Here is an 18392-nt window from a genome sequence, read left to right as displayed (position 1 = left end):
GTCGCCGTTACAAATGCTTACACTGCTCTGCGAACATGTAACGACATAGTCCGATACCATTTTTATTTATACTAAAAAACGGATTACATATTGCTAGCCCTGTAAGCTTGTAACGGCTTTCACCTTCCTCTCGATTGGGTTTAAGTCCGTATATACTTATACAGCTAGTTTTCATCCGTTCCTCTTCTCTCATCACACTTTCACCTTTGTCCACTAAGTCACCTTAATGATTTAAGTAAAAGCTTGCGGTTGTGATGAACAACCGGGAGTCATCCGCCGAAATCTCGATAAACCCCACCTCGTCAACTACACTATTTGTAGTTCTGGCGCTTTTATAATTTACAATATTTCCTTTGAGAAAAAGAACAAGACCATCTTATAACAAACATGGATAAACCGTCAATGAAATTTTTTTCATCGTCTATAAAACATATGAAAAAGGAGCACTTTTTGTGCTCCTTTTTCATATAAATTCAGCTAATTATTCAGCGCCAACTTCGGCTTTCACAACTTCTACAATGCGATGTACATATGCATCACAAACTTCTTGTGTTGGTGCTTCTGCCATTACACGAATAAGTGGCTCTGTTCCAGATGGACGAACAAGAATACGGCCATCACCGTTCATTTCTTCCTCTACAACACGAATAATTTCTTTAATTTTTTCATTTTCTAATGCTAATTTTTTATCTGTTACACGAACGTTTACTAACAATTGTGGGAATTTCGTCATTTCTCCTGCAAGCTCAGATAATGGCTTTTTCGTCATTTTCATGATGTTTACAAGTTGAAGTGCACTTAACATTCCATCACCAGTTGTAATGTAATCAAGTAAGATAATATGGCCTGATTGTTCTCCACCTAGGTTGTAACCCCCACGCTTCATTTCTTCCATTACGTAGCGGTCACCAACTGCTGTTTTATCACTTGTAATATTATTTGCTTCAAGTGCCTTGTAAAAACCTAAGTTACTCATAACAGTTGAAACAACTGTATTATGTTTTAATTGACCAGTTTCTTTCATATATTTCGCACAAATGAACATAATTTGATCACCGTCAACGATGTTTCCTTTTTCGTCTACAGCAATTAAACGGTCGCCATCGCCATCAAAAGCAAGTCCGATATCCGCACCTTTTTCTTTTACCAATTCAGCTAAGCCTTCTGGATGTGTAGATCCTACACCCTCATTAATATTCATACCGTTTGGAGAAGTTCCCATTGTTGAAATATCAGCTTCTAGGTCTGCAAATAAGTATGGAGCTAGAGAAGAAGTTGCACCATGTGCACAATCTAAAGCGATATGTAGGCCAGAGAAATCTTCTTCAACAGTTTGTTTAATGTACTGTAAATATTTTTGTCCACCTTCAAAGTAATCGCTCACTTGTCCAAGATTAGTACCTGTCGGACGTGGTAGTTCATCAACTTCTTTGTCTAATAAAGCTTCAATCTCAGCTTCTTGCTCATCTGTTAATTTAAAGCCGTCTGAACCAAAGAATTTAATACCGTTATCTTGTACTGGATTATGAGATGCAGAAATCATAACACCCGCTTGTGCATCTAGTGCTTTTGTTAAATAAGCAACGCCCGGTGTAGAAATAACGCCAAGGCGCATTACTTCTGCTCCAGTTGATAATAGACCTGCTACTAAAGCTCCTTCTAACATATGACCAGATACACGTGTATCACGACCGATAATTACTTTTGGACGATCTGTATCTTTTGTTAATACATAACCACCAAAACGTCCAATTTTGAAAGCTAATTCAGGTGTTAACTCCTTATTTGCAACTCCGCGTACTCCATCTGTACCAAAATATTTACCCATTATGATTCGCTCCTTTTTCTTGCTCTTTTTGATTATCTACTGTTGGTTCTTGACTCGTTTCTTTATCTTTATCTTGATTTTGATTTTGGTTTTGATTCTTTTCCTGTTCTTTTTCTGAATCAGGTTCAGGATTTTTTGGTTTCTCATTTTGATTTTCTTGATCCGTATTTGAATCCGGTTGTTGACCATTACCCTGTACTTCTTTATCTGGTTTTTCTTTCTTCACAATAGTAACTTTAGCACTTTTTTGTTTTGGCTCTATTGAAATATTACCAGGACCGCTCACTTGAATGGAAATATCTTTCGTCCCTGAGGATACATTTTGCAGATTAATTACCGCTGTTATTTGAGCAGCTGTTATTTTATCTACTATACTTGCTTCTCCTGAAATATCAACACTTATCTTTCCATCTTGCGGCGAAAGTAGCTGAGCAGTAACATCTTTAGACAGTCCATTTTTCTGGATTGGGATACCATCAATCGTTTTTGTTTTCGTTTGTTTTGTTTTTTGCACTCCCACCGAAACCTTCACTTGATTCGGTTTTGCACTTGTTACACCCTTGGGTAATAAAACAGAGGCATCGAATGTTGTAGACTCTGTCAATTGACTAAGATCTACTTCGACCCCCTCTAGCGATTGTATATTATCCAAAATATCTTTTGGACCAGCTATCGTTACTTCTCTCGGTTCAACACTGATATTTGTAACCGCCAATCCTTCTGCTAAACTCCCCTTCTTCGTATACGTTACAGGAACAGTTTTTTCAGTATTATTGGCTGTAGTTTGCGTTGCCACATTCAACGTTACACTAATCTTAGATGGACTTGTTCTTACATTTAAACGTTTTCCTTCTTTATTGTATAATGTAACTTCGGGCGTTTTTGTAACAGTTTTATTAACACCTTTTAAATCAACATACGCTTTGGCAGAGGAAATGCTTTCAATTTCTTCTTTCGTCCCAACTACCTCAACAGTATCCGGTTTAAGGCTTGATTTTTCTAGAGTAGCCCCCGCTGGCATCTGATCCTCATTTGATAATTTCAGATCTACATGAACATATTTTCTCGCCTTTTCATGAAGAGTAACTTTAATTGTTGATGGCTGAACTGTTCCTTTCACATCATCTGGAAGCCCGTTCGTTTTTAAAGAAATCTCATAAGTTCCTTTTGGACTATCTCGCAAATCAACCGGTATGTCAAATTGTTTTTTTGCTTTTGCTGTAGCAACTGATGCTTTTGGGCCTTCTAATTTTACTTTAACGCCCTCTGCCGGAATACCACTTACAATATATTTCTCCTCATCATACTTAAGATTAATAGCATAATTAGTTAATGTTTCTTTCGTATCATTTGCAAAAGGTAATATACCTGATGTCGTATTTTTTTCAGTTAACGTCGCTGACATAAAAAGCATACACGCCAATAGTAATGAGATCCCTTTTAAAAACCAATGATTCTCCATTAACTTATCCATGACGCTTTCTCCTCCAATTCCATAAAGACGAAGAAGTCGTTTTTTCGTTTCCACTAAATTCAGCTAATAACATATCTTTCAGCTGTTCTGTCTTCAAATCACGATGCAACTTACCATTTTTCGTTAAAGAAATTTGACCAGTTTCTTCAGACACAACTACTGTAATACTATCAGTAACTTCACTAACTCCCATTGCAGCACGATGTCTAGTTCCTAATTCTTTAGAAATAAACGGACTTTCTGATAATGGAAGATAGCATGCTGCTGCTTTAATTGTACTTCCTTGCATAATTACCGCTCCGTCATGAAGAGGTGTATTTGGAATAAAAATATTAATAAGTAATTCCGATGATACGTTTGCATTAAGCGGAATACCCGTTTCCACATAATCACCCATACCGGTCTCTTTTGACAAAGTAATTAATGCACCAATTCTACGTTTCCCCATATATTCGGTTGCTTTTGCTATCGCTGTTGCAACCATTTCAGGTTCATCATCCTCATGCGTTCCAACACGCGAAAATAAACTCCCGCGCCCTAGCTGCTCAAGTGCTCTTCGCAATTCTGGCTGAAAGATAATAATAACGGCTAAAAATCCCCACGTTAATACTTGTTCAGTTAGCCAAGATAGCGTACGCAATTCAAGGAAAATACTGATCATCTTAACTACGATAATAACTGTAATCCCTTTTAAAAGTTGAACAGCTTTCGTCCCTCGGATTATAAGAATTAGCTTATATATAATAAACCATACAATGGCAATATCTAATGCCGTACTAAGATATTTCAAAATGGTCGTATCTTCAAAAGGCATGCTATCCCTTCCTCCTACTTACGAGCAATTCTATCCATATATTGAAATATTGTTTTATGCTCTATCTGTATGTATTTCCAACAACTAGTTAATTATACCATACATGAAACAAACGACAATTACAAACAACCCCCTTTAGCTCAAATTGGTAAGATGTCAAACATTTTTATTGTACAGTATAATATAAATCATTATTATACGCTTATTTTCAAATAAAAAAAGCAACTTCTCAGTTGCTTTTCTTACATTTATTTTAGTTTTTCACCGAATAAAGAACCCATTAAAGCAACTGCTGTTGTTGCCGTTCTATTTCTCTCATCTAAAATCGTATTTACCTCAACAAATTCAGCAGATGTGATAATATCAGCTTCTGCTAACATTTCCATCGCCAAATGACTTTCACGATAAGATAGACCGCCAATTACAGGCGTTCCAACACCTGGTGCATCATGAGGATCAAGACCATCTAAATCTAATGATAAGTGTACACCATCGGTATGAGATAAATATGCGATTGTTTCTTCCATCACAGCCGTCATCCCCATACGATCAATTTCATGCATTGAGAACACTTTAATACCTTCATTGCGAATGAAATCTTTTTCTCCTTCATCCAATGCACGCGCACCGATAATTACGACATTCTCTTTTTTCACCTTTGGATATGCTCCGTATAAATCTACAAGTGAAGAATGTCCATAACCTAAACTTGCTGCAAGTGACATACCATGAATATTTCCAGATGGTGAAGTTTCCTCTGTATTTAAATCACCGTGTGCATCATACCAAATAACGCCTAAGTTTTTATAATGTTTTGCTACACCAGCTAATGTACCGATAGCAATACTATGGTCACCACCTAATACAAGTGGAAAACGACCTTCTTCTATAATATGATCCACCTTACTTGCTAATTCATTACATACAGTTGCAACTTGTGTAAGGTTTCTTAATTTTGTATTTTCATCTATCTCTTTTTCTCTCTCTATACATATATCTCCCATATCTTTAACGTCATATCCAATTTCTTCAATTCTTTCAATTACCCCTGCATAACGGATCGCGCTCGGTCCCATATCAACTCCACGACGCATCTGTCCTAAATCCATTGGAACTCCAATAACTGAGATTTCTTTTTTCATAGATAGTATCCCCCTTTTATGCCTTCACTAAATATTTTAAATCTTTTATATAGTCTGACTCAACTCGACATTTTTCTGTATGGATATACAATTTATTCACTTATATTCACGTTGAAAACCAAATTTTAAGACTATTCTATGTATAAAGTTAACTTAATGAAACAATCGCAATCACTATTATTAAATAATAATAATAAAACACTCCTATATTTAGAAGTGTTTTTCTGATGCTATTTTCCATACTGTTGCAATATTCTTCGTTGTCATTTCAATATTTTCTTCTGCTACTTTATATGCTTCTTCTAGTGTCATCGGTTTCGTTGTGATACTAAATACCGCATCTATTCCTTTCTCGTACACAGCTGAATAATCAGATGATACAGACCCTCCAATAGCAATTACAGGCACAGAAAAACGTTTTGCACGCCCCGCAACACCCACAGGAGCCTTTCCATATGCAGTTTGTTTATCTATTCTACCTTCACCAGTTATAATAAGATGTGCATCTTCTATATGTTTATCGAAATTTGTATAATCTAATACAATTTCAATGCCCCTACGCAAGTCTCCCTTTAACACTGAAATAACAGCCGCTCCCATTCCTCCCGCTGCCCCTGCACCAGGTATTTCAGATACATCAAAAGATACATATCGTTTAAGCATATTCGCATAATGTTGTAAATTCTCATCTAGCTCTTTCATCATCTCTATATTTGCACCCTTTTGTCTCCCAAATACGAAAGATGCTCCCTGCATTCCGACTAATGGATTATCCACATCACATGCCGCTTCTATCTTTACCCCCTTTAAGCGTGGGTCCATTCGTGAAAAATCAATAGTAACAATCGAGTGTAATGTGCCTCCAGATGGATCTATTACTTCACCCTTACCATTTATAAACCTTACTCCTAAAGCCGCTAACATACCTGCCCCGCCATCATTTGTAGCACTTCCTCCAAGTCCTAAAATTATGTACTCCACTCCTTGATCTAGCGCATGTAATATAAGTTCTCCTGTTCCTTTTGTCGTTGTAATAAGTGGGTTGCGCTTTTCAACTGGAACGTGCTGTAATCCTGATGCTGCTGCCATTTCAATAAACGCTGTCTTTTTATCTTTAGAAATGCCATAAAAAGCTTGTATACCTTCTCTAAGCGGTCCTGTCACACTAATTGATATAATTCTCCCCCCTGTAGCATCAACAAGTGATTCAACCGTCCCTTCTCCTCCATCTCCAATTGGTATTTTCACATACTCTGCATTAGGAAAAATTGCTCTAAAACCTCTTTCAATAGCTCCACATACTTCTATAGCTTTTAGGCTTTCTTTATATGAATCAGATGCAATAATAACTTTCACAATTATCTCCCCATCCCTTATTTTTACGTTTTCTTCATTTTAAACGACAAGTATAAAAGTTGTCTTTTTAAACACAAAAAAAGCTTACATCGTATGATGTAAGCTTTTTTATTTAGATGGAGCCTAGCGGGATCGAACCGCTGACCTCCTGCGTGCAAGGCAGGCGCTCTCCCAGCTGAGCTAAGGCCCCTTATTAATTAAGCGGAAGACGGGATTCGAACCCGCGACCCCAACCTTGGCAAGGTTGTATTCTACCACTGAACTACTTCCGCAAAAATGATGAGCCATGAAGGACTCGAACCTTCGACCCTCTGATTAAAAGTCAGATGCTCTACCAACTGAGCTAATGGCTCGTAAATGGCTGGGCTAGCTGGATTCGAACCAGCGCATGACGGAGTCAAAGTCCGTTGCCTTACCGCTTGGCTATAGCCCATTAATATTTACTAGTATGGTTATCTTTTCAAAAAAATAAACCCTCTCAGGTTATTTTAAAGAAAATGGTGGAGGGGGGCAGATTCGAACTGCCGAACCCGAAGGAGCGGATTTACAGTCCGCCGCGTTTAGCCACTTCGCTACCCCTCCGACATTTTAAATATATATGGTGGAGGATGACGGGATCGAACCGCCGACCCCCTGCTTGTAAGGCAGGTGCTCTCCCAGCTGAGCTAATCCTCCAAAAGTGGTGACCCGTACGGGATTCGAACCCGTGTTACCGCCGTGAAAGGGCGGTGTCTTAACCACTTGACCAACGGGCCAAAAAAGTTTTAAACCTATTCCCAAGCTTCCAACCGGGCTTGAACCGGTGACCTCTTCCTTACCATGGAAGTGCTCTACCAGCTGAGCTATGGAAGCATAATGGCTCCGCAGGTAGGACTCGAACCTACGACCGATCGGTTAACAGCCGATAGCTCTACCACTGAGCTACTGCGGAATAATATTAGCCTGGCAACGTCCTACTCTCACAGGGACAAGGTCCCAACTACCATCGGCGCTAGAGAGCTTAACTTCCGTGTTCGGTATGGGAACGGGTGTGACCTCTCTGCCATCATTACCAGACTTTTATCATTATAAACATTTCTTTCGAAATGTCAAGAAGAAATTTTAATATATATTCCTTCAAAACTAGATAACATTTGCTACATATTATATGGTTAAGTCCTCGATCTATTAGTATTCGTCAGCTCCACATGTCACCATGCTTCCACCTCGAACCTATCAACCTGATCATCTTTCAGGGATCTTACTAGCTTACGCTATGGGAAATCTCATCTTGAGGGGGGCTTCATGCTTAGATGCTTTCAGCACTTATCCCTTCCGCACATAGCTACCCAGCTATGCCCTTGGCAGAACAACTGGTACACCAGCGGTGCGTCCATCCCGGTCCTCTCGTACTAAGGACAGCTCCTCTCAAATTTCCTACGCCCACGACGGATAGGGACCGAACTGTCTCACGACGTTCTGAACCCAGCTCGCGTACCGCTTTAATGGGCGAACAGCCCAACCCTTGGGACCGACTACAGCCCCAGGATGCGATGAGCCGACATCGAGGTGCCAAACCTCCCCGTCGATGTGGACTCTTGGGGGAGATAAGCCTGTTATCCCCGGGGTAGCTTTTATCCGTTGAGCGATGGCCCTTCCATGCGGAACCACCGGATCACTAAGCCCGACTTTCGTCCCTGCTCGACTTGTAGGTCTCGCAGTCAAGCTCCCTTATGCCTTTGCACTCTACGAATGATTTCCAACCATTCTGAGGGAACCTTTGGGCGCCTCCGTTACACTTTAGGAGGCGACCGCCCCAGTCAAACTGCCCACCTGACACTGTCTCCCGGGTCGATAAGACCCGTAGGTTAGAATTTCAATACAGTCAGGGCGGTATCCCACCAGCGCCTCCACCGAAGCTAGCGCTCCGGTTTCAATGGCTCCCGCCTATCCTGTACAAACTGTACCAAAATTCAATATCAGGCTACAGTAAAGCTCCACGGGGTCTTTCCGTCCTGTCGCGGGTAACCTGCATCTTCACAGGTACTATAATTTCACCGAGTCTCTGGTTGAGACAGTGCCCAAATCGTTACACCTTTCGTGCGGGTCGGAACTTACCCGACAAGGAATTTCGCTACCTTAGGACCGTTATAGTTACGGCCGCCGTTTACTGGGGCTTCAGTTCAGAGCTTCGCTTACGCTAACCCCTCTCCTTAACCTTCCAGCACCGGGCAGGTGTCACCCCCTATACTTCGCCTTACGGCTTCGCAGAGAGCTGTGTTTTTGCTAAACAGTCGCTTGGGCCTATTCACTGCGGCTTTCCGTTAAGAAAGCACCCCTTCTCCCGAAGTTACGGGGTCATTTTGCCGAGTTCCTTAACCAGAGTTCTCTCGCACACCTTAGGATTCTCTCCTCGCCTACCTGTGTCGGTTTGCGGTACAGGCACCTTTTATCTCGCTAGAAGCTTTTCTTGGCAGCGGGGAATCAAAGACTTCGCTCCATAAGGAACTTCCCCATCACAGCTCAGCCTTCACGATAAGCGGATTTGCCTACTTATCAGCCTAACTGCTTGGACGTGCACAACCAATCGCACGCTTCTTCTATCCTTCTGCGTCCCTCCATTGCTCAAACGATAAAGAGGTGGTACAGGAATATCAACCTGTTGTCCATCGCCTACGCCTGTCGGCCTCGGCTTAGGTCCTGACTAACCCTGAGCGGACGAGCCTTCCTCAGGAAACCTTAGGCATTCGGTGGACGGGATTCTCACCCGTCTTTCGCTACTCATACCGGCATTCTCACTTCTAAGCACTCCACCAGTCCTTCCGGTCTGACTTCACTGTCCTTAGAACGCTCCCCTACCACTGATACCATTGGTATCAATCCGCAGCTTCGGTGGTGTATTTAGCCCCGGTACATTTTCGGCGCAGAGTCACTCGACTAGTGAGCTATTACGCACTCTTTAAATGGTGGCTGCTTCTAAGCCAACATCCTAGTTGTCTAAGCAACTCCACATCCTTTTCCACTTAATACACACTTTGGGACCTTAGCTGGCGGTCTGGGCTGTTTCCCTTTTGACTACGGATCTTATCACTCGCAGTCTGACTCCTAAGGATAAGTCATTGGCATTCGGAGTTTGACTGAATTCGGTAATCCGATGAGGACCCCTAGTCCAATCAGTGCTCTACCTCCAAGACTCTTACACTTAAGGCTAGCCCTAAAGCTATTTCGGGGAGAACCAGCTATCTCCAGGTTCGATTGGAATTTCTCCGCTACCCACACCTCATCCCCGCACTTTTCAACGTGCGTGGGTTCGGGCCTCCATTCAGTGTTACCTGAACTTCACCCTGGACATGGGTAGATCACCTGGTTTCGGGTCTACGACCACGTACTAAACGCCCTATTCAGACTCGCTTTCGCTGCGGCTCCGCCTCTTCAGCTTAACCTCGCACGGGATCGTAACTCGCCGGTTCATTCTACAAAAGGCACGCCATCACCCGTTAACGGGCTCTGACTATTTGTAGGCACACGGTTTCAGGATCTCTTTCACTCCCCTTCCGGGGTGCTTTTCACCTTTCCCTCACGGTACTGGTTCACTATCGATCACTAGGGAGTATTTAGCCTTGGGAGATGGTCCTCCCAGATTCCGACGGAATTTCACGTGTTCCGCCGTACTCAGGATACATTCAAGAGAGAACGAAGTTTCGACTACGGGGTTGTTACCCTCTACGACGGACCTTTCCAGGTCGCTTCGTCTACCTCGTTCCTTTGTAACTCCGTATAGAATGTCCTACAACCCCAAGAGGCAAGCCTCTTGGTTTGGGCTATGTTCCGTTTCGCTCGCCGCTACTCAGGAAATCGCATTTGCTTTCTCTTCCTCCAGGTACTTAGATGTTTCAGTTCCCTGGGTCTGTCTTCCTTACCCTATGTATTCAGATAAGGATACCATACCATTACGTATGGTGGGTTTCCCCATTCGGAAATCTTCGGATCAAAGCTTACTTACAGCTCCCCGAAGCATATCGGCGTTAGTCCCGTCCTTCATCGACTCCTAGTGTCAAGGCATCCACCGTGCGCCCTTTCTAACTTAACCAAACTAAAAATTAAAAAATATGAGCTACACTGTTATCTAGTTTTCAAAGAACATACATTTATATATGAGAGATAGTTCTCTCAAAACTGAACAAAACGAAACACGGAAACTTTATTGATGAACAGCGTTCATCAATTCTCCATAGAAAGGAGGTGATCCAGCCGCACCTTCCGATACGGCTACCTTGTTACGACTTCACCCCAATCATCTGTCCCACCTTAGGCGGCTGGCTCCAAAAAGGTTACCCCACCGACTTCGGGTGTTACAAACTCTCGTGGTGTGACGGGCGGTGTGTACAAGGCCCGGGAACGTATTCACCGCGGCATGCTGATCCGCGATTACTAGCGATTCCAGCTTCATGTAGGCGAGTTGCAGCCTACAATCCGAACTGAGAACGGTTTTATGAGATTAGCTCCACCTCGCGGTCTTGCAGCTCTTTGTACCGTCCATTGTAGCACGTGTGTAGCCCAGGTCATAAGGGGCATGATGATTTGACGTCATCCCCACCTTCCTCCGGTTTGTCACCGGCAGTCACCTTAGAGTGCCCAACTTAATGATGGCAACTAAGATCAAGGGTTGCGCTCGTTGCGGGACTTAACCCAACATCTCACGACACGAGCTGACGACAACCATGCACCACCTGTCACTCTGCTCCCGAAGGAGAAGCCCTATCTCTAGGGTTTTCAGAGGATGTCAAGACCTGGTAAGGTTCTTCGCGTTGCTTCGAATTAAACCACATGCTCCACCGCTTGTGCGGGCCCCCGTCAATTCCTTTGAGTTTCAGCCTTGCGGCCGTACTCCCCAGGCGGAGTGCTTAATGCGTTAACTTCAGCACTAAAGGGCGGAAACCCTCTAACACTTAGCACTCATCGTTTACGGCGTGGACTACCAGGGTATCTAATCCTGTTTGCTCCCCACGCTTTCGCGCCTCAGTGTCAGTTACAGACCAGAAAGTCGCCTTCGCCACTGGTGTTCCTCCATATCTCTACGCATTTCACCGCTACACATGGAATTCCACTTTCCTCTTCTGCACTCAAGTCTCCCAGTTTCCAATGACCCTCCACGGTTGAGCCGTGGGCTTTCACATCAGACTTAAGAAACCACCTGCGCGCGCTTTACGCCCAATAATTCCGGATAACGCTTGCCACCTACGTATTACCGCGGCTGCTGGCACGTAGTTAGCCGTGGCTTTCTGGTTAGGTACCGTCAAGGTGCCAGCTTATTCAACTAGCACTTGTTCTTCCCTAACAACAGAGTTTTACGACCCGAAAGCCTTCATCACTCACGCGGCGTTGCTCCGTCAGACTTTCGTCCATTGCGGAAGATTCCCTACTGCTGCCTCCCGTAGGAGTCTGGGCCGTGTCTCAGTCCCAGTGTGGCCGATCACCCTCTCAGGTCGGCTACGCATCGTTGCCTTGGTGAGCCGTTACCTCACCAACTAGCTAATGCGACGCGGGTCCATCCATAAGTGACAGCCGAAGCCGCCTTTCAATTTCGAACCATGCGGTTCAAAATGTTATCCGGTATTAGCCCCGGTTTCCCGGAGTTATCCCAGTCTTATGGGCAGGTTACCCACGTGTTACTCACCCGTCCGCCGCTAACTTCATAAGAGCAAGCTCTTAATCCATTCGCTCGACTTGCATGTATTAGGCACGCCGCCAGCGTTCATCCTGAGCCAGGATCAAACTCTCCAATAAAGTTAGTTTGTCTAGCATCTAAAATAAAAATTGACGTTTCACGTTGTTTGTTTCGTTCAGTTTTCAAAGAACTACTTGGTCGCTCATTTACGACTTCCTTATGTTAACATCTTCGTTAGTTAATGTCAACTAAGTTTTTCAATTTCTTTTTGTCGTTTTCTGCGTTTCCGCATCAGCGACGGTTATTAATTTAACATATACAAACTATTAACGTCAACACTTTTTAATAAAAAATTCTTTTTCTTACATAACGAATACATTCTTCTGTGTTAGCTACTCTCCGGAATAAACAGAAAATGATTTTATATCTTTCTTCCATAGCTTTTTTTACAACTTCATGAATACGCTCATCTTCAAAATCAAATAAAAGTTCCTCTAATTCTCTCTTCAATATGTATTCCATTTCTTTTCTCTCTTCTTTTGTCAACATCAGCCCAAGCAAACAATCACCTCAATAATTCCTTACGCAACAATAAACGTTCCGCTCATTTTCAATTATCACAATCCTATCATCCATTATATCCACTACTTACGATATTAATCCTTTGTTCTCTTTTTTATATTTCCAGCATATATGTAACTGAAAAGGATTGGACAAAGGGGCGTAATATTATGTTTTTCTTTTTTATTACGAGTAAGAGAAATTTTAAACACATTAGCTTAATAGTGATACTGTCCTTATTTACAGCATGGCTACTCTTTTTAAAAACATATTCACATGAATCTGCTTTTTCAACTGCTACAGGCCCTAAAGTAATTTACAAAGGAGACACCGCTAAAAAGCAAGTTGCATTTACGTTTGATATTAGTTGGGGAGACAAAAAAGCAATTCCAATCCTAGATACTCTTAAAGAAAAAGAAATTAAGAATGCAACCTTCTTCCTTTCTGCTGCATGGGCCGAAAGACACCCCGATATTGTAGAGCGAATCATGAAAGATGGACACGAAATCGGTAGTATGGGGTACAATTACACATCCTATACTTCTCTAGAGACAAATGAAATAAGACGAGACCTTTTACGAGCACAAGATGTTTTTACGAAACTTGGTGTAAAACAAGTCAAGCTGTTACGTCCACCTAGTGGCGAATTTAACAAAGCAACCCTTAAAATCGCAGAATCACTTGGATACACCGTCGTGCATTGGAGTAATAATTCAAACGATTGGAAAAACCCAGGTGTAAATAACATCGTTTCCACTGTCTCTAATAATTTGAAAGGTGGAGATATCGTGTTATTACACGCATCCGATTCTGCCCTTCAAACAAATAGAGCTTTACCGCTGCTCCTGCAAAAAATAAAAAGTGATGGATATGAGCAAATATCCGTTTCACAACTTATTTCCAACACAAGTACGAAAAGTGAAGATGTGAAGTAGCTTCTTCCCTACTACTCTTCACGCATAAAAAGCTCTACTACCTTTCAAGAAGGTGGTAGAGCTTTTTTAATCATACCATTTACAACATTATAACTGATGTTGTATAAAAACTCTCTATTAAGCTGATTTACTTGTTTTTCCGATTAAACGATGTAATACAAGTAATTGATATGCATTACATAACAATAGCGGTATAACCATTAAATATAACCAATCTGTATCATTAATCCGAAGCGCCGGTACCCATTCAAGGATCGTTACAACAACCATAAAGAACAGAGCTGGCACAAATGCTTTTTTATTTGTTTCTTTACTTTTTACATAAGCAACAATTGCTCCAAACACAAATAACATTCCAGCAACAAGTATATTATTCCCTAACGAGACTTCCCCATTTGCAATAAGTACAGATCTTAAATACACAAAATCAAATAATACGAATGCAATAAAGAAGAGCTGGACTGCATTCCATAAAGAAGATGAGCGAAACATCCCTAGTCCAAAACGGTGGATTGTTAAATATGCAAAGAATCCCATTTGACTTATAACACTAAAAATAAATCCTACACCCATCAGCCAGAAAGATACTGCTAAAATCTCCTTACCGTCGAAATTTTGAAAAAATTTATTGTACTTGTCCCACTCCAAAACAAAACCAATAATAACTGTGCTAATCCCACCAAGAAACAACGTCGTTAAAAATAGTCGTACCCACTTGCGGCTATTCACAACACATCCCCCATTATCCTTATATTTCTAATTAAATTGTATCAATGACAATTTCAAAAAGCTAGCCATGTTCATGTATAAATTCCTTAAAGATATTTATATTAAAAAGAGAGAACTGTGCTGAAAGGAGTTCCAACTTATGAAACGGATGCTATTCATTTTCGTTTCTTCTTTTCTACTTATCGCACTTGCAGCATGCGCACAAGGAAAAGAAACGAAATCCGAACTAGATTACGATCAAACAAAGAAAATGATTGTTGATATTTTAAAAACAGATCAAGGTAAGAAAGCTATTCAAGATGTATTAACTGATGAAAAAATGAAACAAGCACTCATACTAGATGAAACAGTAGTAAAGAAAACGATTGAAGATGCCATGGTATCCGATAAAGGGCAACAATTCTGGGAAAAGCTCTTTAAAGATCCTGAGTTCTCATCAAAATTTGCTAAAAGTATGGGGAAAGAACAAACTCAATTAATGAAAACCTTATTAAAAGACCCTGAATACCAAGCAGGCGTTATAGAAATTATGAAAAATCCTGAAGTAGAAAAAATGATGTTACAAACAATGAAGAGTAAAGAATACCGTCAATATCTACAACAAGTACTAACAGAAACTGCTGAAAGTCCACTCTTCCAAGCCAAGATGATTGATATCATTAGTAAAGGTGTGCAAAAAGCTGAAAAAGGCGGATCTGGTAAGAAAGAAGCAGGCGGTGACGGTGGTTCTCAAGGCGATAAGAAGGAAGAACAGTAAAAAATAATAACTATAATAACGAGTGGACAATTTATATATTGTCCACTCGTTATTACTTTATCTTGCTATTAACAGACAAAATGGACCCCTCTAATTAAACGAAAGGTTTACTAGCAACAAAAGCCTTATTGTTGTCAGTAACAGGTGAACCCCACTGATTAAAGTTTCACTTTATTTTTGTGTAACAGCTGTTTTATCAATTACTGTTTCAGCTATTTTACTATAAATAATGCCCGTTGTATGTGTATCTTCATATACTGAAGGAGCAAAGTCTTCTTTATTCCAATCGGGTTGTTGCAGTGGAATACGACCAAGAACATTCGTTTGTAATTCGGTAGCTAACTTATCTCCCCCGCCTTTTCCAAATACATATTCTTTCTCACCAGTTACCTTACTTTCAAAATATGCCATATTCTCAACAACACCAAGAATACTATGTTCAGTGCGCAATGCCATCGCTCCAGCACGCGCTGCTACAAACGCAGCTGTTGGATGAGGCGTCGTTACAATAATCTCTTTGCAAGATGGCAACATTGAGTGCACATCTAACGCAACATCACCTGTGCCTGGTGGCAAATCTAGTACTAAATAATCTAAATCGCCCCATTCTACTTCTGTGAAGAAGTGGTTTAACATTTTCCCAAGCATAGGTCCTCTCCAAATAACTGGTGCATTATCCTCTACAAAGAAGCCCATTGAGATTACCTTTACACCTAAACGTTCCACCGGAATTATCTTGTCACCTCTTACGATAGGACGTTTTTCTATCCCCATCATGTCTGGCACACTAAAACCGTAAATGTCCGCATCAATAATACCAACTTTTTTTCCTAAACGAGCTAAAGCAACTGCAAGGTTAACGGAAACAGTTGATTTTCCCACGCCACCTTTTCCACTCGCTACTGCTAAGAATGTTGTTTTTGAATTAGGTGACAATAAAGATTCACTTTGCTCTTCTTCTTGTTCCGGTGCAAACTGAGCTAATTCCTCTTCTGTAAATTCTGCAAAACGAAGTCCAACTGTTGCTGCCCCAAGTTCTTTTACTAACTTTACAATTCCAGACTGCAACTGCATTTGTTCCGCTGTACCGGTTTTTACGATTGCAATTTTAACACTCACATGTTCCTTCTCTGGCTTGACTGTTACCTCTTTAATTGCACTTGTTTCTTTTAATGTTTTATGTAAAAACGGATCTACAATCCCTTCTAACGCTTCAACCACTTGCTCTTTCGTTACCATAATTAGCCCAGCCCCCTGTATGAAAAATAACGTAATGTTAATTGAATTTATCTCTGCGTATTCTTGAAATAAATGCGTTTACATTTCCAGTATAACATATTTTCCGAAAACTTCGTTAACGAGAGAAGCTCAAAAAAATCCTCCTTATTCTGGAGGATTTCCTTTTTCCGTGAAATAACGTAATATACCACGGTATATTGCAGCTGCTACCTTTTGCTGATATTTCTCCGAATTTAACATATACCTTTCGTTCACATTCGATAAAAAGCCAGCTTCAATTAAAGCACCTGGTGTTTTAGAATACTTTAATAAATATACATGCGAAATTGTCTTAGCAGAACGATTCGTGTTCTCTAAACTTGTTCTCAATTCAGCCTGTATAAATTTTGCAGCACGTTCATTTTCAATCGAAGAGCGGTAATAGAACGTTTGTGCGCCTTTCGATCCACTACTAGTTAAAGCATTTAAATGAATACTTGCAAAAAAATCTACATCAGGTTTATTGATGATTTCTACACGTTTTTTTAAATCCTCTGCTTTACGTCTACTATATGACTTTGTATCTTTGTTAGCTAAATCATAATCTCCCTCACGCGTTAAAATAACTAGTGCACCTTGTTCTTGTAAATAGTCTTGTACCTTTTTTGTAATTTCAAGCGTAATATCCTTTTCTATAATATCCTTTCCACCAACAGCCCCTCCATCTGGTCCACCATGCCCAGCATCTAATACAATTACTTTCCCTGATAAGGGTAAATTCCAAGCTCGCCACGATTTTGTAATTTGAAATTCTTGCTTGACTAAAAAAAACAATACAACCGCAGCGAGTGCAAAAGAGATAATTCGAATTCTCTTCATACCTTTCCTCCTCCAGCTAGTCCCTCTAATTACTTATATGGGACAAGAGGAAAGTTTATGCTTGTCTTAATGAAGCTTTAATCGATATCTTCTTTCACCTTTTTCATACCCTTCTTGCCACCACAATCCTATAAACTGCTGACAAGATTCAAAAAGTAACTCCTCATCTTTCAACTTTATTTCTCGCATAGTCATACTCGTTAAAAATTGAAATAGCGTTTCAGTTAATTGTTGTTCTTCTTCTAAAGCTCTATATTTCACATCAAAAAACGATTCACCATAATAACCAAATTTACTGTATCTCGCTCCTAATAAATAAGATTCTATCCCTAATTCAATACAGTAATCTTCATACTGACGATGAAGCTCTTGCATTTGAAAGGCATCACGAATATTTGAACGCAATGTTTTTAATGATAATTCCCGCAACATCTTCCGCTCGTATTTTAACTGCTTTTCTTTTTGTTTTTCTTGTAAGCTGACAATGACATTCATAGTACATATAAACCTCCCTAATACATATTAGTCTAAACTTCTAAAGAAGAAGCATACGCGCGGCGGTAGCACTAAAATATTCCAAGCTATAAAAATTGCAAAAGAGGAATGAAACATAAAAAACCCCAACCAAAATGGTTGGGGTTTTTAGTTCGCAAAAATTAACGTTTTGAGAACTGAGGTGCACGACGTGCGCCTTTAAGACCGTATTTTTTACGCTCTTTCATACGTGCGTCACGAGTTAATAGACCTGCACGTTTTAGTGTTAGACGGTATTCTGGATCAGCTTTTAATAAAGCGCGAGAAATACCGTGACGAATAGCACCAGCTTGACCAGTGTATCCACCACCATTTACGTTTACAAGTACATCGTAGTTACCTAAAGTTTCTGTTGCAACTAGAGGTTGTTTCACTACTTCACGTAATGCAGCAAATGGGATATAGTTTTCAAAATCACGACCGTTAATGATAACGCGTCCTTCGCCTGGAACTAGGCGTACGCGCGCTACTGAACTCTTACGACGTCCAGTGCCATAGTATTGAACCTGTGCCAAAGT

General features: G+C 40.8%; 14 protein-coding genes, 9 tRNA genes and 3 rRNA genes. 2 read left to right on the top strand and 24 right to left on the bottom strand.

The window, feature by feature from the left end:
- Positions 1-7 precede the first annotated feature (7 nt).
- The 19 genes from C3Y97_RS00975 to C3Y97_RS00885 form a co-directional block, all read right to left on the bottom strand.
- The gene (locus C3Y97_RS00975; protein WP_001206405.1) at positions 8-193 is read right to left on the bottom strand and encodes a hypothetical protein; all 186 of its coding nucleotides are present in this window, start codon (positions 191-193) and stop codon (positions 8-10) included.
- 288 nt (positions 194-481) lie between these two features.
- On the bottom strand, positions 482-1828 hold the full coding sequence (gene glmM, locus C3Y97_RS00970; protein WP_000521476.1) for a phosphoglucosamine mutase: 1347 nt from the start codon (positions 1826-1828) through the stop codon (positions 482-484).
- Entirely contained in the window at positions 1821-3302 is a 1482-nt protein-coding gene (locus C3Y97_RS00965; RefSeq protein ID WP_000359601.1) for a CdaR family protein, read from the bottom strand. The genes glmM and C3Y97_RS00965 overlap by 8 nt, the downstream gene beginning before the upstream one ends.
- Positions 3295-4116 (bottom strand): diadenylate cyclase CdaA, encoded by an 822-nt coding sequence (cdaA, locus tag C3Y97_RS00960; protein ID WP_001115697.1) that lies wholly within the window; start codon positions 4114-4116, stop codon positions 3295-3297. Before cdaA ends, C3Y97_RS00965 begins: the two co-directional genes overlap by 8 nt.
- 248 nt (positions 4117-4364) lie before the next feature.
- Positions 4365-5258, bottom strand: coding sequence for an arginase (rocF, locus tag C3Y97_RS00955; RefSeq protein WP_000711563.1), 894 nt, complete (start codon positions 5256-5258; stop codon positions 4365-4367).
- Positions 5259-5468: 210 nt separating this feature from the next.
- A complete protein-coding gene (locus C3Y97_RS00950; RefSeq protein WP_000864411.1) occupies positions 5469-6614 on the bottom strand; it encodes a glycerate kinase in 1146 nt (381 codons plus the stop codon).
- Between the two features lie 117 nt (positions 6615-6731).
- Positions 6732-6804: transfer RNA gene (locus C3Y97_RS00945), tRNA-Ala, on the bottom strand.
- A gap of 10 nt (positions 6805-6814) precedes the next feature.
- Positions 6815-6886: transfer RNA gene (locus tag C3Y97_RS00940), tRNA-Gly, on the bottom strand.
- An 8-nt stretch (positions 6887-6894) separates the two neighbouring features.
- A tRNA-Lys gene (locus C3Y97_RS00935) sits at positions 6895-6967 on the bottom strand.
- A 5-nt stretch (positions 6968-6972) separates the two neighbouring features.
- A tRNA-Gln gene (locus tag C3Y97_RS00930) sits at positions 6973-7047 on the bottom strand.
- Positions 7048-7112: 65 nt separating this feature from the next.
- A tRNA-Tyr gene (locus tag C3Y97_RS00925) sits at positions 7113-7196 on the bottom strand.
- A 17-nt stretch (positions 7197-7213) separates the two neighbouring features.
- A tRNA-Val gene (locus C3Y97_RS00920) sits at positions 7214-7289 on the bottom strand.
- A 5-nt stretch (positions 7290-7294) separates the two neighbouring features.
- Positions 7295-7369, bottom strand: a tRNA-Glu gene (locus C3Y97_RS00915).
- Positions 7370-7393: 24 nt separating this feature from the next.
- Positions 7394-7466: transfer RNA gene (locus C3Y97_RS00910), tRNA-Thr, on the bottom strand.
- 4 nt (positions 7467-7470) lie between these two features.
- Positions 7471-7545: transfer RNA gene (locus tag C3Y97_RS00905), tRNA-Asn, on the bottom strand.
- 9 nt (positions 7546-7554) lie between these two features.
- Positions 7555-7670 (bottom strand): 5S ribosomal RNA (rrf, locus tag C3Y97_RS00900).
- A gap of 91 nt (positions 7671-7761) precedes the next feature.
- Positions 7762-10683 (bottom strand): 23S ribosomal RNA (locus C3Y97_RS00895).
- A 145-nt stretch (positions 10684-10828) separates the two neighbouring features.
- Positions 10829-12380: ribosomal RNA gene (locus tag C3Y97_RS00890) — 16S ribosomal RNA — on the bottom strand.
- The 16S, 23S and 5S rRNA genes sit together here with 9 tRNA genes alongside, the layout of an rRNA operon.
- A gap of 223 nt (positions 12381-12603) precedes the next feature.
- Positions 12604-12822 (bottom strand): hypothetical protein, encoded by a 219-nt coding sequence (locus C3Y97_RS00885; protein WP_000901147.1) that lies wholly within the window; start codon positions 12820-12822, stop codon positions 12604-12606.
- A 170-nt stretch (positions 12823-12992) separates the two neighbouring features.
- Between C3Y97_RS00885 and pdaB the strand changes: the two genes are divergently transcribed.
- A complete protein-coding gene (gene pdaB / locus C3Y97_RS00880; RefSeq protein WP_000464703.1) occupies positions 12993-13757 on the top strand; it encodes a polysaccharide deacetylase family sporulation protein PdaB in 765 nt (254 codons plus the stop codon).
- A 117-nt stretch (positions 13758-13874) separates the two neighbouring features.
- Here the strand turns inward: pdaB and kbaA are convergent, their stop codons facing one another.
- Entirely contained in the window at positions 13875-14486 is a 612-nt protein-coding gene (gene kbaA, locus C3Y97_RS00875; protein WP_001088527.1) for a KinB signaling pathway activation protein KbaA, read from the bottom strand.
- 139 nt (positions 14487-14625) lie between these two features.
- On the opposite strand from kbaA, the gene gerD reads away from it, so the two are divergent.
- Positions 14626-15243 (top strand): spore germination lipoprotein GerD, encoded by a 618-nt coding sequence (gerD, locus tag C3Y97_RS00870; RefSeq protein ID WP_000827294.1) that lies wholly within the window; start codon positions 14626-14628, stop codon positions 15241-15243.
- 171 nt (positions 15244-15414) lie between these two features.
- Here gerD and C3Y97_RS00865 read toward each other — a convergent pair whose 3' ends face one another.
- The 4 genes from C3Y97_RS00865 to rpsI form a co-directional block, all read right to left on the bottom strand.
- Positions 15415-16482, bottom strand: coding sequence for an Mrp/NBP35 family ATP-binding protein (locus C3Y97_RS00865; protein WP_000256628.1), 1068 nt, complete (start codon positions 16480-16482; stop codon positions 15415-15417).
- A 144-nt stretch (positions 16483-16626) separates the two neighbouring features.
- Positions 16627-17340, bottom strand: coding sequence for an N-acetylmuramoyl-L-alanine amidase CwlD (gene cwlD, locus C3Y97_RS00860; protein WP_000822439.1), 714 nt, complete (start codon positions 17338-17340; stop codon positions 16627-16629).
- Between the two features lie 66 nt (positions 17341-17406).
- Positions 17407-17835: a DUF2521 family protein gene (locus C3Y97_RS00855; RefSeq protein ID WP_001101005.1), complete on the bottom strand. Its 429-nt coding sequence runs from the start codon at positions 17833-17835 to the stop codon at positions 17407-17409.
- Between the two features lie 161 nt (positions 17836-17996).
- Complete coding sequence (gene rpsI, locus C3Y97_RS00850) at positions 17997-18389, bottom strand: 30S ribosomal protein S9 (RefSeq protein WP_000079986.1); 393 nt, start codon at positions 18387-18389, stop codon at positions 17997-17999.
- Between the last annotated feature and the right edge of the window lie 3 nt (positions 18390-18392).

Origin of the sequence: Bacillus sp. DU-106 (genome assembly GCF_004799705.1) — a bacterium.
In the GTDB taxonomy this organism is placed as follows: domain Bacteria; phylum Bacillota; class Bacilli; order Bacillales; family Bacillaceae_G; genus Bacillus_A; species Bacillus_A cereus.
The sequence above is the reverse complement of the archived record's forward strand: the minus strand, read 5'-3'. Positions and strand labels throughout refer to the sequence as shown.

What these genes read in the sequence shown, in the direction of transcription:
- C3Y97_RS00865 (WP_000256628.1), bottom strand. Translation starts at nt 16,482, where the DNA reads ATGGTAACGAAAGAGCAAGTGGTTGAAGCGTTAGAAGGGATTGTAGAT.
- rocF (WP_000711563.1), bottom strand. Translation starts at nt 5,258, where the DNA reads ATGAAAAAAGAAATCTCAGTTATTGGAGTTCCAATGGATTTAGGACAG.
- C3Y97_RS00965 (WP_000359601.1), bottom strand. Translation starts at nt 3,302, where the DNA reads ATGGATAAGTTAATGGAGAATCATTGGTTTTTAAAAGGGATCTCATTA.
- gerD (WP_000827294.1), top strand. Translation starts at nt 14,626, where the DNA reads ATGAAACGGATGCTATTCATTTTCGTTTCTTCTTTTCTACTTATCGCA.
- C3Y97_RS00855 (WP_001101005.1), bottom strand. Translation starts at nt 17,835, where the DNA reads ATGAATGTCATTGTCAGCTTACAAGAAAAACAAAAAGAAAAGCAGTTA.
- pdaB (WP_000464703.1), top strand. Translation starts at nt 12,993, where the DNA reads ATGTTTTTCTTTTTTATTACGAGTAAGAGAAATTTTAAACACATTAGC.
- glmM (WP_000521476.1), bottom strand. Translation starts at nt 1,828, where the DNA reads ATGGGTAAATATTTTGGTACAGATGGAGTACGCGGAGTTGCAAATAAG.
- cdaA (WP_001115697.1), bottom strand. Translation starts at nt 4,116, where the DNA reads ATGCCTTTTGAAGATACGACCATTTTGAAATATCTTAGTACGGCATTA.
- cwlD (WP_000822439.1), bottom strand. Translation starts at nt 17,340, where the DNA reads ATGAAGAGAATTCGAATTATCTCTTTTGCACTCGCTGCGGTTGTATTG.
- C3Y97_RS00975 (WP_001206405.1), bottom strand. Translation starts at nt 193, where the DNA reads ATGAGAGAAGAGGAACGGATGAAAACTAGCTGTATAAGTATATACGGA.